The sequence below is a fragment of the Niallia yueguangensis genome, assembly GCF_052663115.1.
Genome location: NZ_JBQTCX010000006.1, coordinates 1 through 26,704, shown reverse-complemented (window position 1 = coordinate 26,704; position 26,704 = coordinate 1). Strand labels below are relative to the sequence as shown.

23 protein-coding genes and 1 riboswitch are annotated in these 26,704 nt (G+C 36.6%); of the genes, 14 read left to right on the top strand and 9 right to left on the bottom strand.

What is annotated here, in order from left to right:
• Nucleotides 1-70: 70 nt before the first annotated feature.
• From ACTYA4_RS07330 to ACTYA4_RS07320, 3 genes are all read left to right on the top strand, one after another.
• Nucleotides 71-2,068, top strand: a complete 1,998-nt coding sequence (locus ACTYA4_RS07330; protein ID WP_443480970.1) for a penicillin-binding transpeptidase domain-containing protein — start codon at nt 71-73, stop codon at nt 2,066-2,068.
• 118 nt (nt 2,069-2,186) lie between these two features.
• Complete coding sequence (locus ACTYA4_RS07325; RefSeq protein ID WP_443480971.1) at nt 2,187-3,599, top strand: SpoVR family protein; 1,413 nt, start codon at nt 2,187-2,189, stop codon at nt 3,597-3,599.
• A gap of 170 nt (nt 3,600-3,769) precedes the next feature.
• Nucleotides 3,770-4,798 carry a homoserine dehydrogenase gene (locus ACTYA4_RS07320; protein WP_443480972.1) on the top strand — a complete coding sequence of 343 codons (1,029 nt, stop codon included), beginning with the start codon at nt 3,770-3,772 and terminating at the stop codon, nt 4,796-4,798.
• Nucleotides 4,799-5,193: 395 nt separating this feature from the next.
• On the opposite strand, the gene ACTYA4_RS07315 is transcribed toward ACTYA4_RS07320, so the two are convergent.
• Complete coding sequence (locus ACTYA4_RS07315) at nt 5,194-5,391, bottom strand: Spo0E family sporulation regulatory protein-aspartic acid phosphatase (RefSeq protein ID WP_443480973.1); 198 nt, start codon at nt 5,389-5,391, stop codon at nt 5,194-5,196.
• A gap of 650 nt (nt 5,392-6,041) precedes the next feature.
• Nucleotides 6,042-7,001 carry an exonuclease domain-containing protein gene (locus ACTYA4_RS07310; RefSeq protein WP_443480974.1) on the bottom strand — a complete coding sequence of 320 codons (960 nt, stop codon included), beginning with the start codon at nt 6,999-7,001 and terminating at the stop codon, nt 6,042-6,044.
• 242 nt (nt 7,002-7,243) lie between these two features.
• On the opposite strand from ACTYA4_RS07310, the gene ACTYA4_RS07305 reads away from it, so the two are divergent.
• Entirely contained in the window at nt 7,244-7,684 is a 441-nt protein-coding gene (locus ACTYA4_RS07305) for a C40 family peptidase (protein ID WP_443480975.1), read from the top strand.
• Nucleotides 7,685-7,929: 245 nt separating this feature from the next.
• Here ACTYA4_RS07305 and ACTYA4_RS07300 read toward each other — a convergent pair whose 3' ends face one another.
• On the bottom strand, nt 7,930-8,718 hold the full coding sequence (locus ACTYA4_RS07300) for a nuclease-related domain-containing protein (protein ID WP_443480976.1): 789 nt from the start codon (nt 8,716-8,718) through the stop codon (nt 7,930-7,932).
• A 500-nt stretch (nt 8,719-9,218) separates the two neighbouring features.
• Complete coding sequence (locus ACTYA4_RS07295; RefSeq protein WP_443480977.1) at nt 9,219-9,815, bottom strand: TetR/AcrR family transcriptional regulator; 597 nt, start codon at nt 9,813-9,815, stop codon at nt 9,219-9,221.
• 231 nt (nt 9,816-10,046) lie between these two features.
• On the opposite strand from ACTYA4_RS07295, the gene ACTYA4_RS07290 reads away from it, so the two are divergent.
• Nucleotides 10,047-11,543, top strand: coding sequence for an MDR family MFS transporter (locus ACTYA4_RS07290; protein ID WP_443480978.1), 1,497 nt, complete (start codon nt 10,047-10,049; stop codon nt 11,541-11,543).
• Between the two features lie 397 nt (nt 11,544-11,940).
• Here the strand turns inward: ACTYA4_RS07290 and thiC are convergent, their stop codons facing one another.
• Both thiC and ACTYA4_RS07280 read right to left on the bottom strand, forming a co-directional pair.
• Nucleotides 11,941-13,713: a phosphomethylpyrimidine synthase ThiC gene (gene thiC / locus ACTYA4_RS07285; RefSeq protein WP_443480979.1), complete on the bottom strand. Its 1,773-nt coding sequence runs from the start codon at nt 13,711-13,713 to the stop codon at nt 11,941-11,943.
• Between the two features lie 169 nt (nt 13,714-13,882).
• A riboswitch (TPP riboswitch) is annotated at nt 13,883-13,993 on the bottom strand.
• Between the two features lie 298 nt (nt 13,994-14,291).
• Nucleotides 14,292-15,662 carry a DUF2252 domain-containing protein gene (locus ACTYA4_RS07280; RefSeq protein ID WP_443480980.1) on the bottom strand — a complete coding sequence of 457 codons (1,371 nt, stop codon included), beginning with the start codon at nt 15,660-15,662 and terminating at the stop codon, nt 14,292-14,294.
• A 366-nt stretch (nt 15,663-16,028) separates the two neighbouring features.
• On the opposite strand from ACTYA4_RS07280, the gene nikA reads away from it, so the two are divergent.
• From nikA to ACTYA4_RS07240, 8 genes are all read left to right on the top strand, one after another.
• Complete coding sequence (gene nikA, locus ACTYA4_RS07275; RefSeq protein ID WP_443480981.1) at nt 16,029-17,657, top strand: nickel ABC transporter substrate-binding protein; 1,629 nt, start codon at nt 16,029-16,031, stop codon at nt 17,655-17,657.
• Between the two features lie 159 nt (nt 17,658-17,816).
• Nucleotides 17,817-18,746: a nickel/cobalt ABC transporter permease gene (gene opp1B / locus ACTYA4_RS07270; protein ID WP_443480982.1), complete on the top strand. Its 930-nt coding sequence runs from the start codon at nt 17,817-17,819 to the stop codon at nt 18,744-18,746.
• A 1-nt stretch (nt 18,747) separates the two neighbouring features.
• Nucleotides 18,748-19,629: a nickel/cobalt ABC transporter permease gene (gene opp1C, locus ACTYA4_RS07265; protein WP_443480983.1), complete on the top strand. Its 882-nt coding sequence runs from the start codon at nt 18,748-18,750 to the stop codon at nt 19,627-19,629.
• Nucleotides 19,592-20,422: an ABC transporter ATP-binding protein gene (locus tag ACTYA4_RS07260; RefSeq protein ID WP_443480984.1), complete on the top strand. Its 831-nt coding sequence runs from the start codon at nt 19,592-19,594 to the stop codon at nt 20,420-20,422. Before opp1C ends, ACTYA4_RS07260 begins: the two co-directional genes overlap by 38 nt.
• The gene (locus ACTYA4_RS07255) at nt 20,406-21,164 is read left to right on the top strand and encodes an ABC transporter ATP-binding protein (RefSeq protein WP_443480985.1); all 759 of its coding nucleotides are present in this window, start codon (nt 20,406-20,408) and stop codon (nt 21,162-21,164) included. The genes ACTYA4_RS07260 and ACTYA4_RS07255 overlap by 17 nt, the downstream gene beginning before the upstream one ends.
• 173 nt (nt 21,165-21,337) lie before the next feature.
• Nucleotides 21,338-22,345: a GDP-mannose 4,6-dehydratase gene (gmd, locus tag ACTYA4_RS07250; RefSeq protein ID WP_443480986.1), complete on the top strand. Its 1,008-nt coding sequence runs from the start codon at nt 21,338-21,340 to the stop codon at nt 22,343-22,345.
• Nucleotides 22,346-22,374: 29 nt separating this feature from the next.
• Nucleotides 22,375-23,307, top strand: a complete 933-nt coding sequence (locus ACTYA4_RS07245; RefSeq protein WP_443480987.1) for a GDP-L-fucose synthase family protein — start codon at nt 22,375-22,377, stop codon at nt 23,305-23,307.
• Nucleotides 23,308-23,357: 50 nt separating this feature from the next.
• Nucleotides 23,358-24,434, top strand: coding sequence for a mannose-1-phosphate guanylyltransferase (locus ACTYA4_RS07240; RefSeq protein WP_443480988.1), 1,077 nt, complete (start codon nt 23,358-23,360; stop codon nt 24,432-24,434).
• A gap of 374 nt (nt 24,435-24,808) precedes the next feature.
• On the opposite strand, the gene ACTYA4_RS07235 is transcribed toward ACTYA4_RS07240, so the two are convergent.
• Genes ACTYA4_RS07235 through ACTYA4_RS07225 form a run of 3 tightly spaced genes read right to left on the bottom strand, consistent with a single transcriptional unit; the run spans nt 24,809 to nt 25,905 of the window.
• Nucleotides 24,809-25,093 carry a hypothetical protein gene (locus ACTYA4_RS07235; RefSeq protein ID WP_443480989.1) on the bottom strand — a complete coding sequence of 95 codons (285 nt, stop codon included), beginning with the start codon at nt 25,091-25,093 and terminating at the stop codon, nt 24,809-24,811.
• A 14-nt stretch (nt 25,094-25,107) separates the two neighbouring features.
• Nucleotides 25,108-25,479: an SHOCT-like domain-containing protein gene (locus tag ACTYA4_RS07230; protein ID WP_443480990.1), complete on the bottom strand. Its 372-nt coding sequence runs from the start codon at nt 25,477-25,479 to the stop codon at nt 25,108-25,110.
• A 39-nt stretch (nt 25,480-25,518) separates the two neighbouring features.
• Nucleotides 25,519-25,905 (bottom strand): DUF2089 domain-containing protein, encoded by a 387-nt coding sequence (locus ACTYA4_RS07225; RefSeq protein ID WP_443480991.1) that lies wholly within the window; start codon nt 25,903-25,905, stop codon nt 25,519-25,521.
• 206 nt (nt 25,906-26,111) lie between these two features.
• On the opposite strand from ACTYA4_RS07225, the gene ACTYA4_RS07220 reads away from it, so the two are divergent.
• Complete coding sequence (locus tag ACTYA4_RS07220; protein ID WP_443480992.1) at nt 26,112-26,396, top strand: DUF2500 domain-containing protein; 285 nt, start codon at nt 26,112-26,114, stop codon at nt 26,394-26,396.
• Nucleotides 26,397-26,704: the final 308 nt, after the last annotated feature.

The window sequence follows — 26,704 nt, the reverse complement described above, 5'->3', positions numbered from 1 at the left end:
AAAAGGAGGTAGGGAGAATTTGTGAACAAACTAATAATAATGGTACCCTATTATTTAGGAGGGAATAGGTATGAAAAAACTGTTAGTGCTTTTACTTATGTTTTTACTAATTGGAGTGGTTGGCTGCAGCAAGAAGGAGCCAACTCCAGATGAACGTCTTTCACAGTATGTGAAGCTATGGAATGAACAGAAGTTTGCAGACATGTATGCATTTCTTTCGAAAAAAGCAAAAAAGTCTATCTCAAAAGAAGATTTTGTTTCTCGCTACCAAAAGTTATACAGCGATTTAGAAATAAGTGATGTCAATATAACGTACACAAAGCCTTCTAAAGAAGAAGATTTTGATAAAGCGGAGACAGCTTCCATTCCTTTCGCTGCGAAAATGAATAGTGTTGCTGGCGAGATTAGCTTTGAGAACGATGCAACCCTTGTAAAAGAAGAAAAAGACAAAGAAGAAAACTGGTATATTAACTGGGATACAACCTATCTATTTGCTGACTTAGGTGCAGATGATAAAGTTTCGTTACAAACAATCGAAGCCGAACGGGGAGTAATTATGGATAAAAATGAAAATCCGTTAGCAATGAATGGTGTCATTTATGAGGTTGGGCTTGTACCGGAACAGATGGGCGATGATAAAGAAGCGGTTATAGACAAACTTGCAAAACTGCTTGACATTAAAAAAGAAACAATTGAAAAGGCATTAAATGCAGATTGGGTGCAGCCAAGCTATTTCGTGCCAATTAAAAAGGTTGCAACCGGAGATCAGGCGTACTTATCGAAGCTGTTTGCATTGCCTGGTGTACAGAAACAAGATACAAAAGGCAGAATATACCCTTTTGGAGAAGCAACTGCTCATTTGATCGGATATATTGGCAGCATAACAGCTGAAGAGCTGGAGAAACAAAAGGAGAAGGGCTATTCCAGCACAGATGTTATTGGAAAAAGAGGACTAGAGCAAGTGTTTGAAGAGCAATTAAAAGGTTCAAATGGTGTCAAAATATCTATTAACAAAGCAGATGGGTCAAATGTTGTCCTAGCCGAAAAAGAAGTGAAAAATGGCGAAAATATTAAATTAACCATTGATGCAGATTTGCAAAAAAAGATATACGATAAAATGCATGGAGATGCTGGTGCAGCAGCAGCGATAAATCCAACAACGGGCGAAACATTAGCGTTAGTGAGCAGTCCTTCTTATGATCCAAACAAAATGGTTGTTGGATTAACCTCAACTGAAAGAGAAGCATATACAAACAATAAATTAGAGCCATTTACGAATCGTTTTAAATTAACGTATGCACCGGGATCTGTTTTAAAACCAATTGTTGCAGCGGCTGCATTAACAGAGAACGTGATTTCGCCAGAACAACAGCGGAAAATTACAACGAAGCAATGGCAAAAGAATAAATCATGGGGAAATTATTATGTAACAAGAGTGCATTCAAGTACAAAACCTGTTAACTTAGCAGATGCTTTATTATACAGCGACAATATATATTTTGCGCAAACAGCACTCGATTTAGGGAAAGACAAGTTAACAGCCGAGTTAAAAAAATTCGGTTTTGAAGAAGAATTCCAATATCCATATCCAATAGAAAAGCCAACGATTGGAAAAATGGATACAGAAATCCAATTAGCTGACTCAGGCTACGGCCAAGGGCAAGTCGAAACAAGTGTGCTTCATTTGGCATCTGCTTATTCTGCCTTTGTAAACAGTGGAAATGTCATAAAACCGATTCTTCTATCAAACGAAGAAGTTGGGCAAGTGTGGAAAGAAAATAGTATGAGCAGCACCACAGCCAATACGATTTCCAATGATCTTCAACAAGTCATCGACAGTCCGAGTGGAACTGCCCATTCAGGCAAAATAAATGGCTTAACTTTAGCAGGAAAAACAGGAACAGCAGAATTAAAAGCAAAACAAGGGGAAACAGGAACAGAAAATGGCTGGTTTGTTACTTATAATAAAAAAGACAAAAACCTGCTTATCTCTATGATGATAGAAGGAGTGCAAGGCAGAGGCGGCTCCACACATGTCGTGAAGAAAGTAAAAAATATATTAGAATAAATCAAAAGAGGCAGACTGCATATGGTCTGTCTTTTTTCTGTAAATAATAGAGGATTTAATTCATCTTTCTAGCTTTTTCTTCATACATTAATTTAAGACGGTGAAGGGAGAGAAAGGAATGAATGAAGTAGAGCAAAAAGAACTTCAAAAAGCCATCGCAGAAATTACAGAAATAGCCACTGGTTTCGGATTAGATTTCTATCCAATGAGATATGAAATTTGTCCTGCAGATATCATTTATACATTCGGTGCCTACGGAATGCCAACTCGCTTTTCCCACTGGAGTTTCGGAAAACAATTTCATAAAATGAAGCTGCACTATGATTTAGGGCTATCCAAAATATATGAGCTTGTTATTAACTCGAACCCTTGTTATGCCTTTTTATTAGACAGCAATTCTCTTATAAATAATAAACTGATAGTGGCGCATGTTTTGGCGCATTGCGACTTTTTCAAAAATAATATCCGTTTTCAAAATACAAAACGAGAAATGGTAGAAAGTATGGCAGCAACAGCCGATCGCATCCGTCAATATGAAATACAATATGGCAAACATGAAGTGGAAACATTTCTAGATGCAGTGTTGGCTATTGAAGAGCATATCGATCCGTCTTTAATGAGGCCAAAGCTTGCTTGGAGCAAAGATGATGAAGAATATGAAGAAGAAATAAGCAGTACTCCATATGATGATTTATGGAGTTTAGATGATCGTAAGAAGCCGAAAAAATCGACAAAGCATAAGGTAGTCAAAAAATTCCCACCTCATCCAGAAAAAGATATTATGCTATTCATCGAAAACTTTAGCAGAGAGCTGACGGAATGGCAAAGAGATATTTTAACAATGATGCGGGAAGAAATGCTCTACTTTTGGCCACAGCTGGAAACAAAAATCATGAACGAAGGCTGGGCATCCTATTGGCATCAAAGAATTATCCGAGAATTAGATTTAACAAGTGCGGAAGCAATCGAATTTGCAAAATTAAATTCCGGGGTTGTGCAGCCCTCCAAAACGGGCATTAATCCTTACTATTTAGGATTGAAAATATTTGAAGATATTGAAGATCGCTACAATAACCCAACAGAAGAAATGAAACGAAGAGGAGTACAACCTAATTCCGGCAGAGAGAAAATGTTCGAAGTACGTGAAATTGAATCAGATATTTCTTTTTTACGCAACTATTTAACGAAGGATTTAGTCACACGCGAAGATATGTATCTTTTCCAAAAACAAGGAAGAGATTATAAAATTGTCGATAAAGGCTGGGAGCAAGTAAGAGATCAACTCGTCAGCATGAGAGTAAACGGAGGTTTCCCTTATATTACCGTAAATGATGGAGATTACATGAAAAATGGGGAGCTTTATTTAAAACATGGTTATGAAGGAATTGAGCTCGATTTAAAATACTTAGAAAAAGTTCTTCCGTATATTTATCAATTATGGGGTCGGAATGTTCATATGGAAACCATTGTAGAAGAAAAAAATATGCTCTATACGTATGACGGCAAAGCGCTGCATCGGAAGTATTTATAAAGAAAAAAGGTCTTCTAAAAATAGGAGGCCTCTTTGTTTTTTTCCATAAAAAACGTTTATGAACAGCTTATCAAGAACAGATTTTATAAAAAATAACATGATAAACAGGAAAACAGTTAGTTTATACCGAATGTATTTAGTACAAAGCAGACAGAAGAAAGGATAGACAGATGCAAAAAAAAGTAATCGAGAAAAAAGTGATTATCACAGGATATGGTACGGTTGCAAAGGAATTAGTAAAGCTGCTAAACGAACAAGCAAATCGATTAGTAAATACGTATCATGCCTATTATAAAATAGTCGGAATTATTGGACTAAAAGGTATGATTTATGAAGAGGAAGGCATTGATTTACAAGTACTCCTTACTTACGGAAAAGGTTCAAAGGCGTTAGACCAATATGCCAAAAGAAAAGGCTTGTCCTTTCAGCAGCCTGTTTACAAGGGCGATGTACTGATCGAGTGCACTCCAACGGACTTAGAAACAGGTGAACCTGCACTTTCATACATAACGAATGCACTAACAGCAAAAATGCATGTTGTCTCTGTCAGCAAAGGGGCACTGATACATGCATTGCCGCAATTTAAAAAAATCGCCGATACAAATCATTGTGAAATCAAATATAGTGGAGCAACAGCTGCAGCGCTTCCTACTTTGGATATTGGAGAATTTAGTTTGGCAGGCTGCCAGATTACAAGTATTGAAGGCATATTAAATGGTACATCCAACTTTATATTAACGAGTATGTCGGAGGAAAACGTGTCTTTTGATCATGCATTAAAAATTGCACAAGAACGAGGAATCGTAGAAGCAAATCCAGACCTTGACATAAAAGGCTTGGACAGTGCTTGTAAAATCCTGTTGCTAGCAAATGGACTTCTTCATACACAATTAACTTTAAAGGATATTTCAATTGAAGGAATAGAAAATGTAACAAAGGCGGATATACAGTATGCAAAAATTAAAGGAAATGAAATAAAACTGATTGCAAGTGCAACCGTTAAAGAAGGTGAAGTAACTGTAAAGGTGGCACCAGTAGTCATTCACCCGGAAAATCCCTTAATACATGTGAAAGGAACAAATAAAGGCATTCTGTTTCATACAGAAGAAATGGGAACGATTTGTTGTTTAGGTGGAGCATCTCATCCTAAAGGGGCAGCCGCAGCTGCATTAAAGGATATGATTAATTTGTTTCGGTAGCAAGCACATAATTTTTTTCTTTGGCTGTTCTCACAAAGTTCGTTGTTTTTTACATAAAAAAATGGGAGAAGAAGTACTCAGCAGACTGAATACACGTAGACTCCTGTGGGAATGCGAGAAAGACGAGACCCCACAGGAGCGTATGCGACGAGGAGGCTCGACGCTCGCCCACGGAAAGCGGAGTGTATTCAGGCTGCGAGTTTAAAAGCAACAATCTATACGAAAACAGCCTTTTCTTCAGATATTTTGATTGATAGAGTACAAAGGGTTTATTGTTGATAATCTATGTAATAAAATAAAATGATGTGCGAACTAGATGCAAGATTTTGTCACCTTGTGAAAATTAATCTGAAAATTGGAGTAATTCCTAACAGGTGTCGAAAAGGTACCAGTTATTAATTTTTATTGATTGGGTTTTTTGAAACTAATTTTTGATATTTAACAATATAGGTATCCAGCTGTTCACTTATTTGCAAAGTATTAGGATCAGTTAATCCTTTATCAATACCTGTTTTTATTAATTTTACTTTTAAGTTTTCAATAATCTGAAGTAGTTCGCTCATCTTTTCATCACTATCCCCATTAAATATCATAATAATGTCCCCTAGGTATTGTATAATACTTATTTTACCAAAAATGGTTAGAAAAGATAAGCGTTTTTATAGTAATTTCGGTATAAAAGTTGCAGAATAAATAAAAATGAGGAAAAAATATTTGTATTATCGTCTAAACGTTAATTTAATGGAGGTTAGTTTATTAAATCCATTAATATAAACGCTGTTTTATAATAGATATCTCGTTTAATGATGTACGGCGGAAAAAAAGAGTGGGAAGATAGAAAAACGAAGTATGCACGCGGTAAAAAAATGTGTATGAAAAAAAATGACCTCCTGAGGACGGAGGAGGTCATTTTGCAATATGTAATAATAGATAAGTAAGATAAGAATGAAGTTCGAAAGTGTCGTTTTTAATAAAGTCTTTAATATCTTTATTAGTTGCTATTTTCATAAGATCATTCCTCCTTTTTAATATATATATCCAATCTAGTAATCTTTATACCTGATTTATCATAAATAAAACTATATTTATAAAAAAATAAGAAGTAGGTAATAAAATGGATTGTATTGTGAGGGAGTACACATGAAAGAGCTGTTTGGCTATAACGATTTTTTTTCTTATACATTCCATTTAGAAAAAGCGAGAGGAGAACAAAAAAAGCATCCTAAAAATGGATGCCAATATATTAATCTATTGCAATTGCTTCGTTATTTAATAGTTTTAAAAACGATTCTTCGTTGACTATTTGTATGTCGAGTCCTTTTTGCTTCAGCTCGTATGCTTTTTTCTCCTTTGAACTGATGCCCTTAGCTCCGACGAGTTTTGGGTCTTGTATGCCAACTACTAAATAATTTGTTTTACTGCTAACACCACTTTTCATAACCCCGCCAATATTGACTACTTTTTGCATTGCTTCTTTCCGATCCATCGACAAAAGATCGCCTGTAAACACAATATTTTTCCCGTAAAGTATATGGTTTTCATTAAACGTATCGGTCATTGCCGAAATTTCTGAAATGGCAACTGTATTAAATTTACGTTTGCTTGGCTTCTTTTTTTGAAAAAAAGTTTGTGGCTTTAGTTCAGCAAACTGTTTAATTGGAATCGTGCTGAATGTTTGGCAATAAGTTTGAAGCGATTTTCTATTTTTGGCCTTTACGCAAGCAATTACTAGCTCCGCACATGCTCGGGCATCCACTCCTGCATGATGATGCTCTTCAAGGGAAATGCCAAAACGGGCCGTTCTTTCTTTTAAAGATTGCCCAACTTTTTCTCCACGACATGCTCTTGTGCTAATTGGAATGCTGCAAACATATTCAAAATCAGGAATCGCGATTCCGTATGACTTTAAACAACAGTATAATACACTCATATCAAATTGAGCATTATGTGCCACGATTAAATTCGAAGTAATGTCCTCTTTTATCATATTCCATATCTCGTCAAAGTTTTTTTGCCCAACAACATCATTCTGTTTTATGCCATGAATAGCTGTAAAACTTGCATCAAACTTCAAATTTGGCGGTTTAATAAGGAAATATTGTTCTTTTACAATTTCATTTTTTTCGACATATGTAAGTCCAATTGAACAAGCACTGTTCATATTTTCATTGGCTATTTCAAAATCAATAGCAATAAAATCCACGTTGGCTACTCCTCCCATTCTATTTTTATTATATTATACTATTTTTCCTTTACTAGAGAGAATGTTTAAGGGATAAATTGGAAAATTATTTTAACATACTATTGTAACCTCCCTGTAATAAAATTAGAACAAGGCTGTAACCTATATTTCGACAAAATATGAGAAAATATTTTTAGTTGATAGATGTCGGGCCACGGATACATATTACTTATTCAAACTGGAAATGCAACGGAGGTTACTGTATGAAAAAGGTTTTTATTATGACACTTTTATCATTTGGACTGTGCTTTACAGGAGTATTTGGGGGACAGGAAGCGAGTGCTGCTTCTCCAAAGTCTATTACAACTATTGCAAAAAAATACATAGGCACACCATATAAATTTGGTGGAATGACACCAACAGGATTCGATTGTTCTGGTTTTGTAGGCTATAGTTATCAAAAGACTGGTAAAAATCTTCCAAGAACGGCAGCGGATATGTATAAAAAAGGGAAAAAAGTGAAGAAAAAAAGCCTGAAAACAGGAGACTTAGTTTTCTTTTCAACTTATAAAAAAGGTGCTTCACATGTTGGAATATACATAGGTGATAATCAATTTATACATAGTTCTTCAAAAGGTGTTAAAATAGACAAGCTATCAAATACATATTGGAATACAAATTATTATGGTGCAATAAGAATTTAACTTTACTATATACCCTGCAGGAAATCTTTTGAATGGATTTTCTGTAGGGTTTTTTATTTTTTGAAAGGGTTTAAGAGAGAATATGAGATTGCAGCGGGAAAGATGGTAGGCAACGCGAGAAAAACTGGAGAAACGCGAAAAAAATGAAATTGCCGCGAGAAAAAGAGGAGAAACGCGAAAAAAATGAAATTGCCGCGAGAAAAACTGGAGAACCGCGAGAAAATCACCATTCCCGCAGACATTAATTAGTATGGTCTATACAATTTTTCTGCATAGTAAATCCTTCCTTTTGTATTGCCCGAACAAAGTAAATGCATTTGAGACAGGAGTCTAAACGCGATATCTTTAGAGGAAAGAAGCACAAATTCACGAAATTCTTTATTAGTAATAGCTGGTTTTATTAGAAGAAAGTAGTCATACACTGCTTGAAAATGTGCGTCGCTATTAAAAGTGCCGCAAAATGTACAATGCCATTGTTTTTTCTTGCGGATCATGGCAAATTTCATACACGAAGGGCAGCATACACCTGTAATAATATCGGATGGCTTGAGGCCATAATATTTTAAAATATCAATCTCTTCAGGAGTATTCGCTTTTAACAAAAAAGTATAGATTTCACGAAGATGTTTCCCATCTAAAACTTCATGTTTATATTTTAATGATAGATTGTCCCATTTTTCCATTAAACTATGACTATGAATGACGTGATTCTTGATAGAAGAAGGACCTTTAATAATAGTCGAGGGATGGCTGATAACAATTAAGTTTTCGATTGGAATAGTGGGAAGTTGATTCAATTGAAGAAATTGGTGAAGTTGTCTTTGAAGTCTTTTTGCTTGTGAGATGGGATCAAGGTAACCTTCTTCTTGATCATTAATGTGGCGGGTAAATTGATTGAGAGAGGCATCAAAAACTAGTGTACTTACGTAATTTTTACTCTCTAGGATTAATGCAAAGCAAGGAGTTAAGACTAAATAGTCAATTTGGAAAAAGGATTTTCCATCAAATAGACGGAGATTATGGATGATAAGCATTCTTTTTCAGGTAGAAAATTGAGATGGTATTTTAGTTCTTTTTCGCCATTAAATCCCCTAAGTTGAGTATGGAAATCTTTCAGTATTTTTGGTTGAAGAGGGTCATCTTTGGGAAATCTGTTTAACAAGGCTTCTGTCTTACAAAGTCTAATGTTTTTAACAATTTGATTCAAAAACAATAAGTTCACTTCCTTATCAAATATCTAATTTTATTATTCTACATATTGTTCGAATAACGTTTCATCATTTTATAAATTTTTGGAGAACGCAAGTAGAAAATTAGCAACAGAAAAAGGGGATAAAAGCAGCATCTCTTGCTTTTATCCCCTTTTATTAAAAGATAAGAAAGTATAAAATTTCGAACCTAGTTTAGTGTCTAGCTCCGGCGCCTAGCCCCTGTGAAAGATAACCTCTTGCCTCTAAAAGTAAAAAACACTTTTTGAGTCAAGAGAACATTTTTCTTCGGGGCTGAGCAAGGCGCCTGCGCTTTTCTTAATATTTTAGGAATATTTACTTAAATAATGCTCAAAGAAAAAATCAATTTGCTCTTCGATAGGAATCGGATTCCAAACAATGGATGTTTGTTTTTTACAGGATAAAACAGTTGGAAGAAAGGTAGCGCCAAAGATTTGCATCATCATCATCGTAAGAATATTTGAATCGTTCTCGCCTGTAATTTCCTTCAACGTCGCTTTAATTTTATTTAACCCCATTGTTTTCATGAAATTGGTATATTCAACCTGTGATTCAAAGGAAATATTGCCTTTTCCAAGTAATTCCTTCATTAATTCTGGGTATTTTTTTACAGAGTTTGTATATTGAACTAAGAAGGTTTTTAAGCGTTCTTTTGGTGTTTTGGAATGATCATCTAAAATGCAGAAAGCTTCTCGAAAGGAGGCAAGCATTACTTTTATCGCTTCGTTAACTAATTTATCTTTCGATCCGAAATAGTAATTGATTAATGCGAGATTCACGTCTCCAGCTGCAGCTATTTTACGCAATGTTACCTTCTCAAGACCTTCTGCTTTAATTAACTCTATTGTAGCATACAGAATATTTTCCTTTGTGGTTTTATCTTTTTCGGAGCTTGTGTTCATCTTATAACTCCCCTATCAGCTAATTCGCAAAACTATATTTAAATTAAACGATAATACTTTCAGGCATACTGTGTCAAGAATCAAAAAAACTTGACAGGTGGAAGAAAAAAGGATAAATTTTTGATTGAACATTGTTTTAAACGTTGTTTAATTTTTATTTTTGATAAGGAAAAAAATAAACAACATGATAATAAGAAAGACTAAAAGAATAGAGAAAGTTGGGTGAAACATATGTCTAATACAAAAGTGGAGACTGGATCCATCAGTTCAGAAGAATTCTCCATTAAAACTATTATTGCTCCGCTCATGGCTGTCGTTGTTGGAATGATTATGGTCATTCTAGATAGCACGGTTGTCAATGTTGCTGTTCCGGAATTGGTGGACTATTTTAAGACGGATCTTAAAACCATTCAATGGACGGTAACTGGCTATACATTGGCGTTGTCGGCTGTTATCCCGCTTGCTGGCTGGATGACAGATAAATTTGGTGCAAAAAAAATCTTCCTTTTTACGATTACCTTTTTTACCTTAGGTTCTGTATTATGTGCGTTTGCTCAATCTCCAATGCAATTAATTATTTACCGAGTAATTCAAGGACTTGGAGGCGGAATGGTCGCTCCGATCGGGATGGCGATGGTGTTTAAGCTTGCGCCGCCGGAGAAAAGAGGATCGATCATGGGTGTGCTTGGTGTTCCAATGCTTTTAGCTCCAGCGATTGGTCCAGTATTATCTGGATGGTTGGTAGAATATGTAAGTTGGCATTGGATTTTCTTAATTAATTTGCCAATTGGCATTATCGCGTTGATTGTCGGGGTGAAGTTTCTTCCTAAATCAGAAAAGCATGAAGCGCCGCATCTTGATATTATTGGTATGATTATTGCTCCTATTGCTTTTTCTATGCTTGCTTATGGGGTAAGTGAAGGAGGAGAAGACTGGACTTCTACTTCTGCGATTACAGGTTTAATCATTGGTGGAGTGGCCTTAATTATTTTTATTTTTGTTGAGTTGCGACAAAAACAGCCGCTGCTCGAGCTGCGGGTATTTCGTTCATCTGATTTTTCAAGAGGAATCATTCTTGCGTGGCTCGCTCAAGTCGCATTATTTGGATCAATGATATTGGTTCCATTATACTTACAGCAGCTTAGAGGCTACTCGGCGCTCGAAACGGGTATCATCTTGCTGCCGCAAGCGCTCGCTTCCGCTATATTTATGCCAATTAGTGGACGATTATTTGACAAAGTTGGTGCCCGTCCACTTGCATTTACGGGAATGGGCATTATTTCCGCAGGATTGTTTCTATTATCACGAACTACGGTTGATACAAGTCTTGTAATGATTATTGTTTGTTTATTTATGATGGGTGCTGGAATGGGTCTGACGATGATGCCTGTCAATACCCATGTACTGAACGCAGCACCTCGCAAGCTTGTTAGCAGAGTAACACCGTTGACAACTGCCGCACAGCAAGTAGTTGTTTCCTTTGCAGTTGCTGGATTAACTGGATATTTAACGTCACATGTGGATGACCATATGAAAGATGTCGTACATGGAATTACTCCTGCTGAAGCAGCTAGCTCTGGATTTTCGGACACATTCTTTTTAGCAGCATGTCTGGCAGCTGTAGGATTTGTTTTCAGTTTATTTCTTCGTAAACCAAAAACGCAGCCAAAAGAAGAGGTAGATTTAGAAAAAAAGCAAGATCCATCGGTTAGTATGAATGTCCATTAAATGAAAAAGGAGCATGCCTTCACATTAAAGGTATGCTCCTTTTTGCATAAATACCTGCTGCCAATGCATTCCGAATTACTTAGGTTCATAAAATACGATTGCATCCACATTCTTTAACCATTCCTTTGCTTCTGAGCCATCTGTATTTGCTATCCAAATATTTCTGTTTTGATCGGTAATGGATGTGCCTCTAAACCAAATCAGCTTTTTAATAGAAAGAACATATTAGCATATGCGACGAGGAGGCTTGGCGCTCGCCCCGCGGAAAGCGAGCGATAAGCTTCGGAAAACCCCTTGTAACAGAGCTTATTTTCAGGGTAGCCTACTTCAAAAAATATAGCCCATTATCACAGCAGATAGTACCTGCTTGCAAGATAATGGGCTAAATTATTTCCTCTTAACTATATAAATGACTGCCTTTTTCCACAAATTCTTTCGCTTTTTCTTTTAAGCCTTCTTCAATGACTTCTGTTTCTGGCAGATTGTTTTCTTTTGCACGGTTGCGAATGTCTTGAGAGATTCTCATGCTGCAGAATTTAGGTCCACACATGGAACAGAAATGAGCCGTTTTTGCGCCTTCTGCTGGCAGTGTTTCATCATGATAGGCTAACGCTTTTTCCGGATCAAGTGATAGATTAAATTGATCTCTCCAACGGAACTCAAAGCGAGCTTTTGATAAAGCATCGTCTCGTTGTTGTGCTCCCGGATGGCCTTTTGCAAGGTCGGCTGCATGTGCGGCGATTTTATATGTAATAACGCCTTCACGAACGTCATCGCGGTTTGGCAATCCTAAATGTTCTTTTGGTGTTACGTAACATAGCATGGCTGTTCCGAACCAGCCAATCATCGCAGCGCCAATAGCGGATGTAATATGGTCATATCCAGGTGCGATATCGGTTGTTAATGGTCCAAGTGTATAGAATGGAGCTTCTTGGCAAATTTCTTGTTGAAGATCGACGTTTTCTTTAATTTTGTGCATTGGAACGTGTCCAGGGCCTTCAATCATGACTTGTACATCGTGTTTCCAAGCAATTTTTGTTAATTCGCCAAGTGTTTCAAGCTCTGCAAATTGTGCTTCATCATTCGCATCTGCAATCGATCCAGGACGCAGCCCATCTCCAAGTGAGAAGGCGATATCATATTTTTTCATAATTTCACAGATTTCTTCAAAGTGCGTGTATAGGAAACTTTCTTTGTGGTGAGCGAGACACCATTGTGCCATGATAGAACCGCCGCGGGAAACAATTCCTGTTACACGTTTTGCTGTTAACGGAATGTAACGAAGCAATACGCCTGCGTGAATGGTAAAGTAATCGACACCTTGTTCTGCTTGCTCGATTAACGTGTCACGGTATACCTCCCATGTAAGATCTTCTGCAACGCCGTTTACTTTTTCTAACGCTTGATAAATTGGCACAGTACCAACCGGAACAGGACAGTTGCGAATAATCCATTCACGGGTTGTATGAATATCTTTCCCCGTCGATAAATCCATTAAGTTATCTGCACCCCAGCGAATCGCCCATGTCATTTTTTCTACTTCTTCTTCAATGGAAGAAGTAACGGCAGAATTTCCGATGTTTGCATTAATTTTTACATGAAAGTTTTTTCCGATAATCATTGGTTCACTTTCAGGATGGTTAATGTTGCTTGGAATGATCGCACGGCCGCTTGCTACTTCATCACGGACAAATTCGGGACTAACATGCTCTCTTATTGCGATAAATTCCATTTCAGGCGTAATGATTCCTTTGCGTGCGTAATGAAGTTGTGTAACGTTTTTTCCTTCTTTGGCACGTTTTGGTTTTCTGGATAATTGGAAAGTATCTTCTGTTGTATGTAATGTTTTACGCCCATTGTCTTCAGGCTTAATCGCACGACCTTCATAAGTTTCTACATCATTTCTTTCATCAATCCACTTAGAACGAATGGCAGGTAAACCTTCGCGGATATTCACCGTAGCATTTTGGTCTGTATAAATACCACTTGTATCATATACACGTACTGGCGCATTTTCTTCTTCGCCGAAAGTTCCAGTCGTCGGACTCAGTTCGATTTCTCTCATCGGTACTTGAATGTCACTTCTAGATCCTTCTACATATACTTTTTTGCTTCCAGAAAAACTAGACATAATTGAAATATTTTGTTGCTGTACTGTTTCATTTTTCATTTTTACTCTCTCCCTTAACATGTAATGGGACAAGATCAATGAACATGCCAACACAAAAAAAACTAGATTCATATTTTGAACCTAGTCGGAAGTTAACACAAAGAATTCATTCAAGCTGTTGAAAAACGTTTTCACTCAGCCGGATCATTGTTATTATGCATAACAAATGAAAGTACATTCTTTACTTCCCCACGCTGGTACGAGCCAGATCAGGTCCAAAGGGTTAGAAACAAATAAACTGTTTCCTCTCAGCCTAAAATCGGCACCCCTAGTATTGTTCATATAAATGGTAACATATGCACATGGAAATAAAAAGTAATTTCACATAAAACGATTTATTTTATGCAAAATTACTTTGCAGATTTATTTAAAGGGATTCATGCAGCCAGGCGGAATCCTTCTAAAAGATAAGAAAGCATAAAATTTCGAACCTAGTTTAGTGTCTAGCTCCAGCGCCTAGCCCCTGTGAAAGATAACCTCTTGCCTCTAAAAGTAAAAAATACTTTTTGAGTCTAGAGAACATTTTTCTTCGGGGCTGAGCAAGGCGCCTGCGCTTTTCTTAAATTCTTGATCTCCTTTCATTGTGGCGTTAGCTGCTCTTCTTCTTTTTCAATTTGGATATGTAATTCATTTATGCACCAATTGCAAAATAAAGCATAGTCATCAATCACTTGTTGTTTATAGGACATGGAAATAAAAGTGACTTGTGTACAAAACGTTTCGAAGTCATCCCCGATTGCACGGATAATTTCCTTTTCACTATGATAATCTAATAGCTCTTGCTGTACATCGCCATCTGCTCTTGCGTGAATTTTAGCTGTAATTTTCCCCATGATTTCAAGAGTCGAGTCCAATTTTTCAATACTTGTTACGTGCTTTGTCTTCACTTTCTTTTTGTATGGGGAACGTTCTCTCACGTAGAAATATTTCCCATCTATTGTCATATAGCCAAGGTATGGATCCTCTAGATGGTGCATCGCTTTTTGAGTGGTGATTACGCGTTCTCCTTGATGCTCATATTTTTGCCAAAACGGTTCGTGATAAGGCAAGAAATAGCTCGGAATAGGTGATCTCACTTCTTTTACTTCTAATACGAGGTCATCAAACGCTTCTTTTCCACCTTCAACAAGGATGTAGTAGCGTTTTAATCCTATTGAAGCCGTGCCAGATCCATATTTTCGTACGACATCCTTTATCTTGTAATGCTCTCTATTGCGCAGATCTACCGTATCTATTGTTTCGATGTAGCTCTCCCAAGCTTCCTCCAAAGCAAATCTTTCTTCCTGTTCCACCGGTTGAATCTCATCAGAGTATACAAATCTCCGCTGCTTGTGTTCATTAATAACAGTAAGCTCCTCGAGTAGTTGACTGGACTTTCGATTTTCTAGTTTTTTTAAGATTTTTTGGACGGGTCCTTCTGTATTCTTTTTTGAAAAAAATAAGGTGACAGGATCATCCTTTTTCTTATTAAATCGCTTCATTTGCTTATAATAAGATTTAATATAAGTGTGTATTCTTTTTTCCTGCTCTTCTACACTGAGTTCAAGTGCCTCACAAATTAAGGAAATGCTGACTGTCATTCGAAGAAGATCGTATACGTAAGAGCCAATATATCCTTCATCAAAATCATTGACATCAAATATAATGTCCCCTTTTTCATTTTGAAATGCACCGAAGTTCTCGAAGTGTAAATCTCCTTGAATCCAAGTCGATTTATCTGTTGGTGTGTGGTAGGAAAAGGGAATCTTTGTCATATCATAATAAAATAAATAGGCACTTCCTCGATAGAAGCGGAAAGGGCTTTCCATCATTTGCTGATATTTATCAAGCCTCTGCTCCAAGTTTAATCCGATTACCTCATCATCCATTTGCTGCAAAATCGTTTCAAGCACATGCTGGCGCAGCATCGTCCGTGTATCTCTAACTTTAGTGAGCCAATTATTTTCCATCTTGAAAATACCCCCATTTATATTGTTTTTTTCTTGAAAAATAGGAGAAAAATGCGGCTCCTTTATACCATAATATTACTTTAAACCTTATTTTACTATAAAAAGGAAAAAGACACTCTATTTTTATACTGAAGTGTGATAATAGGCAAGGGAGCTTTTCCGTAAAAAAATAGATTGAAACCTTGGTTTCGGCATGCTATTATGTAAAAAGTAATTATTCCGATTTACGTGTTGTTTATATTTTAAGAGATGAATAGATGGTTAAAGATTGATAGATAGTCCAAAATATTATTTTTTAAATCGTAATTATTCCTATTTTTCGATTTACAGTTAAACAAATCTTAATAGAATAAGCTGAAATGACAGATGAAAGGGAAAGTGGAAATGATGAAAAAGAAATGGGAAAATCTAGTGGTATTAATGGTTTGTGCCATTATATTATTAACAGGTTGTAATAGTGGGACAGAAGATCGTTCTAAGAATGCTAGAGGAAATAGATCAACTAATGAATTAGTATTTGCAAGTACAAAAGATATTAGAGATATTAATCCACATCTTTACGGTGGAGAGATGGCTGCTCAAAATATTGTATTTGAATCGCTTGTAAAAAACACGAGTAAAGGAATTCAACCAGCTTTAGCAGAAAGTTGGGATATTTCAAAAGATGGATTAGTGTATACGTTCCATTTAAGAAAAGGCGTAACTTTTACTGACGGAGCGCCATTTAATGCAGATGCGGTTAAATTAAATGTCGATGCGGTTGTTAGTAATATAGAAAAGAATGCTTGGCTTAATTTAGTTTCACAAATTAAAGACACAAAAGCAATCGATGAACATACGTTTCAATTAACGTTAAAAAGTCCTTATTATCCAACACTTGAAGAACTCGGATTAACACGTCCATTCCGATTTATTTCACCTAATGATTTTAAAAATGGGACGACTGCCGGCGGCGTACAAGGTTATAATGGAACAGGACCATATAAGTTAACAGAACATAAAAAAAATCAGTATGCTGTATTTACTGTTAATGACAAGTACTGGGGAGATAAACCAAAGATTAACACGATTAAATGGAAAGTGATGCCTAATCACCAAACCATTCTCCTTGCGTTGGAAAAAGGGGAGATTGATTTATTGTTTGGTGCAGATGGCGATATGATCGATATAGATTCGTTTAATGTATTAATGGAACAAGGCAAATATGGCACTTTAATCAGCCATCCAACGGGTTCTCGTGCGATTATATTAAATGCACATCAACCAATTACGAGCGATAAAAAAGTTCGCGAAGCATTTCAGTATGCGATAAATAAAGAAGCAATTGCAGAAGGTATTTTAAATGGTTCTGAAAAAGTAGCAGATACCCTGCTGGCACCTTCTGTTCCGTATGCGAATGTTGACTTGCAGCCGAAAAAATATGATGCAGCTAAAGCTGCTGCCTTGTTAGAAGAAGCTGGCTGGAAAATGAGTAAAGATGGCTATCGTTACAAAGATGGGAAAAAACTTGAAGTAACAATTTATTATAACTCTGATAATGCACAAGAACGTACGATTAGTGAATCAATGCAAAATGATCTAAAGCAAGCAGGCGTTAGTTTGAAGATTGTAGGCGAAGAGAAACAAGCTTATTTTGATCGCCAAAAAACGGGTGCATTTGATTTGATGTATTCCTTATCATGGGGGCTGCCTTATGATCCGCAAACATATGTATCTTCATGGCGTGTACCATCTCATGCTGACTACCAAGCTCAAAAAGGTTTAGAGAAAAAAGAATGGTTAGATCAAACGATTACGGATTTATTGGCTGAACAAGATGAACAAAAACGGAAAGACATGTATAAAGATGTTTTAACTTATGTACATGAAGAAAATGTGTATATTCCATTAACGTATGCAGTGACAAAAGCTGTCAGCATTAAGCAGTTAAAAGGCGTTGATTTTAACGTATCGCAGTACGAGATTCCGTTTGAGAAGATGTATTTTGCAGAGTGATGTTTAAATAAGTAATATTCAGAGCGGAGAAGGTCGAGGCTCGGAAATCACGGAGTCCGTAGGTGATGCTGCATGAGGTCTGGGGTGACAAGGTTCGACCGCTATCATTGAACATCTTCTTATTATGGCCAATGAAAAAACACATGGGGGAGAATTAGTTTGACAAGGTATATTGTAAAAAGGCTGATAGCGGTTTTGCCAATAATGTTGGGCATATCCTTCTTCGCCTTTGTGCTGATCAATTTAAGAACGAGTGATCCTGCTGAAATCGCTCTTCGCGTGAATCAAGTAACACCGACGGAGGAAATGGTAGAGGCGATGCGGGAAGAATTGGGACTGGATAAGCCTTTCTTCATACGATATGTTACGTGGTTAGGCAACAGTTTAAAAGGCGACTTTGGGACAAGTTATATTAGCCATCAACCAGTTGCCGATGAAATGGCACTCGCTTTGCCAGCTACTCTCTCTCTAGCAGTTACGGCGCTTATCATCATACTTATTTTAAGTATCGTGATAGGCGTTTTGTGTGCTATTTATGAAGGGAGTATCGGGGACAAAATCCTGCGAGGCGTCCTATTTTTAGGAACTGCAGTGCCAAGCTTTTGGATGGGAATATTACTCATTTGGTTTTTTTCTGTAAAAATGAACTGGTTTGATACAAGTGGAATGGAACGGGCAAGCTCTGTTATTCTGCCAGCGATTACTTTAGCACTGACATACATGTCAACGTATGTTCGTTTAATTCGAAGCAATATGATTAAAAATAAAAAGGAAAACTATGTTTTATATGCACGAGTGAGAGGTTTAAAGGAGAGCACGATTATGAGGCAAGTATTTAAAAATTCTTTACAGACTTCAATGACTGCTTTAGGGATGTCGATTCCAAAATTAATTGCAGGAACAGTTATTGTCGAAAATATATTTGCATGGCCAGGTGTTGGAAGATTATGTGTAACAGCGATTTTTAATTCCGATTTTCCCATCATTCAAGCATATATTTTAATCATGGCAATTATGTTTGTGGCCTGTAATTTCATCGTGGATATCCTTAATATGATGCTGGATCCTCGCTTGAGAAAGGAACAATAAGATGAATTTTTGGACGCGCTTAAAATCGGATAATATGGCTATCGCCTGTATCATGTTTCTTTTTATCGTCATCATGGCAGGGGTCATGGCGCCGATTATTGCCCCGCATGATCCGTTAGAAATGAACGTCATTAATAAGTATGCAGGACCTACTCTTTCCTATCCTCTTGGGACGGATCATCTCGGTCGCTGCGTATTATCAAAACTATTATTTGGGATTCGGACAACGATTATTTATGCATTAATTGCGACATGCATCACGGTGGCGATTGGAACGGTGATGGGAATGATTGCTGGGTTTTTCCGCGGCAAAGTAGATGAAGTGATCATGAGATTTTGTGATATCATGCTTTCTTTTCCAACAGAAGTCATGATCCTTGCGATTGTAGGTGTATTAGGACCTAGTTTATCGAATGTCGTGATTGCTAATATCATTGCGAAGTGGGCGTGGTATACACGGATGATTCGATCGGTTGTCATTCAATATACGGATAAAAACTATATTCGCTTTGCTAAAGTGTCCGGTTGTTCAACAGGCCACATTATGAGAAAGCATTTATTGCCTGGCGTAACAGGGGAAGTATCTGTTCTTGCCACACTTGATATTGGTTCGGTGATTTTAAATATTTCCGCGCTGTCTTTTTTAGGGTTAGGCGTACAAGCTCCAACACCTGAGTGGGGAATGATGTTAAATGAAGCGAAGAATGTGATGGTCACACATCCTACACAAATGATCGCACCAGGGTTTGCTATTCTCATTATCGTTGCGGTATTTAATTTCTTAGGCGATAGTTTACAGGCGGCGTTAAATCCTAAGCAATTTCATAAGAAAGGGGGAAAATGGAATGTCTTTATTAGACGTAAAAAATTTATTCGTCCATGATATACGTACAGGAGAAGAAATTGTAAAAAACCTTCATTTTTCCCTGGAACGAAATACATGCTTAGGAATTGTCGGCGAAAGCGGCAGCGGTAAATCAATGACAGCGAAAGCCATTCTTGGTTTAACATCGCCATGGCTTGAGACGAGTGGAGTAATTAATTTTGCAGGGGAAAATCTGCTGAACGCGACAAGGGAACAGCTTCGTATGATAAGAGGGCAGAAAATCTGTATGATTTTACAAGATGCGCATGCGTCGTTTAACCCCCTTTACACGATTGGTAAACAAATGAGCGAAACGTTTCGAGAACATTTTGGTGTGCGTAAGAAGGATGCAATCGAGATGGCTGTCGATGCGCTAGAAAAAATGAATATTCATCATCCAGCACAAGTAATCAAAAAATATCCGCATCAATTATCAGGTGGCATGCTGCAGCGGTGTATGATTGCAATTGCGATGACAATGAAACCGGACATTATTATTGCCGATGAACCGACGACGGCACTTGATGCCATTAATCAACAGGAAGTAGTCGAGGAGTTTAAACGTATACGTGAGTTGACTGGTACCTCGATGATTTTTATCTCGCATGACTTAGGAGTGATCCAATATTTGGCTCAAGACGTGCTCGTCATGCAAAATGGGGCATGTGTAGAGTATGGGAAAAGTGAGGAACTATTTGCCGACCCTAAACATGATTTCACCAAATATTTGATAGAGAGACGATTAAGCTTATCAGAGCCGTTCCAACAATCGATAAGACACGGAGGCATTCACCATGTTCGTGCAAATTAAGGATATTTATATGAGTTATTCGACTGGGGAAGGATATTTTACAAGAAAAAGATTAGATGTCCTTAAAGGAATTGACTTTTCCATTCAAAAAGGTGAATGTGTCGGTTTATTAGGGGAAAGCGGCAGCGGCAAAAGCACGCTTAGTCGGATTTTGCTTGGATTAGAAAAAGCAAAAAAGGGCTCTGTCATGATAGAAGGGGAGCCAATTTCGAAATGGCTAAAGAAAAACCGCGGGAAAATGAGTGTTGTTTTTCAAGACTATACGTCTTCTGTCAATCCGGGTTTTATGATAAAAGATATCATTGCGGAGCCGCTGATTGCCATTGGGGACAACCAAAACCTGCCGGAGCGAATAACCGCTCTTCTCGAAAAAGTAGGACTTCCTATCTCTTTATTGGAAAAATATCCACATGAACTTAGCGGCGGACAACTACAGCGAGTTTGTATTGCCCGAGCCATTTCCACTCATCCTGCATTTATTGTATTCGACGAGGCGCTTAGTTCGTTGGATGTGTCGGTGCAATCACAAATACTTGACTTGCTGCATGAACTGAAAAAGGAAATGAATATGACCTATCTGTTTATCGCACATGACATAGAAGCAGTCGTCAATTTATGCGATAGAATCCTTTTTCTTTATAAAGGACAAATGGTAGAGGATGCAGCACATGATCAACTGATGAATATAAAAAATGAATATGCTAGGCGGCTAATAGGTTCTGTGTTTCCATTAAATGTGTAGGATGTTTAGTAAAACTCTAACGATACTTAAAAAAGGTATCGTATTTTTTTGCTCTAAATTCTTAGATTCCCTCCTTCTTATAAAAAACTTAGAAATTATAGGTGTTTGTACAAGCGTGTTGATGGAACAGTTAATATACTTTAATGAAACTAATTTCTGGGAGGTTAAAAACATTGAAAAAAGCATTAATTACTGGGATTACAGGACAAGATGGATCTTATCTTGCTGAGTTACTGTTACAAAAAGGCTATGAGGTTCATGGGATCGTACGAAGAAGCAGTACGTTTAATACGGACAGAATTGATCATCTTTTAGATAATCAAAAATTATTTTTACACTACGGAGATTTGAGTGATGGTGGCAACCTTCGAAGCCTAATCAACAAAATTCAACCAGATGAAATTTATAACTTAGGTGCACAAAGCCATGTGCAAGTATCTTTTGATGTTCCTGAATTCACGGCAGATGTAGATGCTTTAGGTGCTTTGCATATTTTAGAAGCTATTCGTGAAGTGAATCCAAAGATTAAATTTTATCAAGCGTCCTCTAGTGAGCTATATGGAAAAGTGCAAGAAATCCCTCAAAAGGAAACAACCCCTTTTTATCCAAGAAGTCCTTATGCTGTAGCAAAGCTTTATGCTTATTGGATTACTGTGAACTACAGAGAAGCATATGATTTATATGCATGCAATGGGATTTTGTTCAATCATGAATCACCAAGAAGAGGAAAAAACTTCGTAACAAGAAAAATCACGACAGGTCTTGCCAATATTGTGAATGGCAAACAAGAAAAGCTTGTATTAGGAAACCTACATGCTAAAAGGGACTGGGGTTTTGCTGGTGACTATGTAGAGGCAATGTGGTTGATGCTGCAGCAAGAAAAAGCCGAAGATTATGTAATTGCAACAGGTGAAACCCATACAGTGAAGGAGTTTTGCGATATTGCTTTCCAAAAAGCAGGCATCACGCTTACTTGGACAGGTGAAGGATTAGATGAGAAAGGCATTGATGCAAAAACTGGGAAAGAATTGATTGTAGTGAGCGAGAAGTATTTTAGACCAAGTGAGGTAGATCTACTTTTAGGTGATCCCACTAATGCAGTAACGAAATTGGGATGGGTGCAAAAAGTCAGCTTCGAACAACTAGTTGAAATGATGGTAGAGAGTGACCTAAAACAGTAAACACCGCAATGAAAGGGGGATTATTATCAGTGGAAAAGGATAGCAAAATATATGTTGCTGGACATAAGGGTCTCGTTGGCTCAGCAATCGTGAGAAACCTGAAAGAGAAAGGGTATAAACATATCATTGGGAAAACCCGTCAAGAACTTGATTTAACGAAGCAAGCAGAAGTGGAGCAATTTTTTAAAGACGAAAAGGTTGATTATGTATTTTTAGCAGCTGCAAAGGTTGGTGGAATCGGTTCAAACAATGCATATCCAGCCGATTACATTATGGATAACTTATTAATGGAATGTAATGTGATAAGAAGTGCGTTTCATAATAAAGTCAAAAAACTTATGTTCTTAGGAAGCTCTTGTATTTATCCTAAATTTTGTCCGCAGCCAATTAAAGAAGAGTATCTGCTAACAGGAACCTTAGAATCCACAAATGAAGCGTACGCATTAGCAAAGATTGCTGGATTAAAGATGTGCCAGTTTTTTAATACTCAATATGGCACTAATTTTGTCAGTGTAATGCCTACAAACCTTTATGGACCTCATGATCGATTTGATCCTAATCACTCCCATGTTATACCTGCCATGATTACAAAAATGGATGCTGCGAAGAAGTTAAATAAACCCGTTGTGGAATTATGGGGTACAGGCACGCCGCTAAGAGAATTTTTATATGTAGAGGATATGGCAGAAGCATGTGTCTATTTAATGGAAAACTATGAAGGAAACGAGCATATTAATATCGGTACAGGCACGGATATTAGCATTAAAGATTTAGCAGAATTAATCAAAAAAGTAATTGGCTACGAAGGTAAAATCGTTTTTGATCCAACGAAACCGGATGGTACACCAAGGAAACTATTAGATGTATCTAAATTAACCAATGCTGGTTGGAAACCGAAAGTAGATTTAGAAGAAGGGTTAAGATTAACCTATGAATTTTATAAAAACGAGGAACAAATCTAAAAAAGAAAGAGGGGGGAGTGGGACAGATACAAAAGAGGGAGTTTAATCAAATGGAAAAATATGCGGTTATTATGGCAGGAGGAACAGGTACAAGATTATGGCCACTGTCTAAGGAAAATAAACCGAAGCAGTTTATTAATGTCGATGGCACCGAACCATTGCTTGTTCAAACAGTCGAACGAATATGTACCCTTATTCCTTCTAAAAATTGTTTTGTCATTACGAATGAACGTTATGTACAGTTGACACGTGAAACATTAAAGAATCATATACCAGAAGAGAACATTATTTACGAACCGTTAAAAAAGAATACGGCAGCATGTATTTCGTATGCTACTTTGTATTTAGAGAAACTGCTAGGAAATGGAATTGTATGCTTTATTCCGGCTGACAGCTATGTGAAAGACAAGGATGAGTATCTTCAATCTATTAAAAATGCATATGATGCTGCAGAAAACAATCATCAAATAGTCATTATCGGGGTAACACCTTCTTATCCTGCAACAGGATTTGGATACATTCAAGTAAATCCCGAGGAATATAAGAATGAAAAAGGTGTCTCGCAAGTTGTTCAATTTAAGGAAAAGCCGAATGTAGAGACGGCGCAGGAATATGTACAATCAGGGAGTTATTTATGGAATAGCGGGATGGTTGTTGGTGAATTGAATGCCTTAAGGAAAGGGATAGAAAAATTTTTACCGACACATTTTCAAAGTCTTGCTGCAGCAGTTGCGCATAGAGAAAAGGATGATTTTCAATTTCTTTTAGCAAAAGCATTTACTCAATTAGAAGATATTTCATTTGACTACGGTGTTCTCGAAAAAACGAAAGATTTGCTTGCAGTAAAAGGTTCTTTTGGCTGGTATGATATTGGAAGCTTGGACAGCATTTCCATTGCAATTGAGGGAGATGAAAATAATAACGCTGTATATGGTAAACACGTCGGCATCGATACGACAAACTCTATTATATATAGTTTGGATAACCTAATAACAACAATTGGACTTAAGGATATAATTGTTGTGGATGTTGGTGATTCTATCATTGTTTGTCCAAAAGACAGAGCACAAGATGTAAAAAAACTAGTCGATCTATTGAAAACAAATGGTTTTGAAAGCAATATATAAATAGATATTTACTGTTTAAGTGGAGAGGTATGTTCCATATTCCTAATTCAACCATCTACTATATTCTCCTCACGTGTAATCTCTCCATCAATCCCAGAAGTGACAAAAGAAAACAAAATAGATACAGAAAAAACGGTTGAAATCTCTTAGTGGGTTATTTTGCTTTTTCTATTCATCCCATATGTTTAAGCAGCGATTGATGGAGATGAAATAACATTTGTTATAATAACAATGAAGAAAAATGGCCCCTTGCATAAGTGCAGTAGAGCCATTTTTCGAGAGTATAAGTAATAGTAATGAGACAAAGTATTTTCATGTTGATTGAAAACGTTTGTCGACACCCTGCTGTCTAGTGTTCCCAGCACTAGACAGCATCAAGATATTTCCACTTTTACATAAGTTCCATCTTTTAAAGAAACATCTACAAGTGGATCCGTCCAGTTATCTTTCTTTATTTCTTTTACTAAAGTTTTTAGCATCTCTTTTATTAATGGTGCATGTGTATAAATTTGATTTACGGTTTTATCTTTTGCCTGATTATTAATAAACTTCCAAACAAAATGAGAAAAAGCAATATTAATAAGTGTTTCAAGCATAAAAGCAGGAATAGGAATGATATAATTTTTCTTTTTTTCTGTTCGTAAATAAACTTTTACCATGATTCATTCCTCCGTTATTCTACAAAAACTTGAACTGTATCACCATTTGCTAGTTTCACATCGACTATTTGCCCGACTAATTCATTATCAATCGCACTAATAAGTAAATCGATATCAATATTTTCAACATACATTTGCGCCTGAGGAATTTTAGAAGCAATGCTGTGGCCAGTCTGTAATAAAGCTTTGATTAAACGTAATGGCACATTTACATTCACATTATCATTTGTTTCTGAGTTAACCCGAACACGTAAATAACGGCTCAAATAATCCTTGTATTCTGTTTTAGGTGTTTCTTCAAATGAGTCGATAAGCGCAGCGGCCTGTTCGGAAGTGATTTTCCCGCTTTCCACCATTGATAAAATCCGTTTCATATCATTATTCATGTTTTCTTCCTCCTTTATAGTACGTATTCAAAAAGCCTTTTATATTTCTTTTAATAAAGCAATTGCTTCCTCCGCAGTTAGTTCATTTTGTTCCAGCTTTTCCAAAATGGCTGCTTTCTGTTCTGCTTTTTGATGGGTAGCTTCTTTTATGTCTAGTTCTTGGTTGCCTGTCATTTTTGCGATAATATCATTTAATTTTCCACGAACCGTTGGATACGAAATGCCTAACTTCTTTTCTACTTCTTTAATATTTCCACGGCAAACAATAAATGTCTCGATAAAATGCATTTGCTCTTCTGAAAAAGAAAACCATTTTGATAAAGAAAAGTTGTTCTCAATGACAGTATGACAGTGAGAGCACTCTAACCTTGTTACCTGAAGCTCATGATGACAAACAGGACAATCGTTTAATATAGGATACGACATTTTCAGTTCTTCACCTCCTTTTTTAATAAATATATACCTGTATATTAATAAAATCAATTTCGAAGTTAATATATTTAATTTTTTTAATTGGAATATCAAATAATTAAATCACTTTTTTGTTTTGAACCCATTTTTAGTCGTTGTTTATAAGGGAATGAAACTTTCCTGCTTGTTTAGTGTATAAGAAAATATAAATTATAGTAGGTATGTTTCTTTTTCATATTTTTAAAGGAATAACAACATGGAGCAGTAACAACGCACAGCCACGTCTAACAACAAAAGCAAAAGTAGTAACAAAAAGAACAGAAGTACGAGGCGGAGGTGAGACTAGAGCATACAGCAGTTATTACGTAACATTTGAATTTGATAGTGGTAATCGAAGTGAATTTAATGTGAAAGCAGAAGAATATGGCCGGCTTGTAGAAGGAGATTTTGGAGAATTAGAGTTTCAAGGAACACGGTATCATGGGTTTAAAAGGCAGCATGGGTGAGGATATAGTTTCAAACGATGGTGAAAGAAAAGTATCTTTAATTATAGAAGAAACTGATTTGTTTTTGAAATGATGCAGGGTGATTTCGATATTTAGAAGCCTAGATTGCTGTTTCGTTAATTTAATAGTTATATAATGTAGCTTTTTAGAAGGGATGAAAGTTTTTTCGTTATTTTATTATTTTCTTTCAAAAAAGTATTGACCAATATATTTATCCTTGTTATTATATAAAAGTTGCTTCTGACAGCAACGAAAAACATAACTTGCTTATCATCAACAATGATTTAAAAGGTTGAAAAAAACTTTAG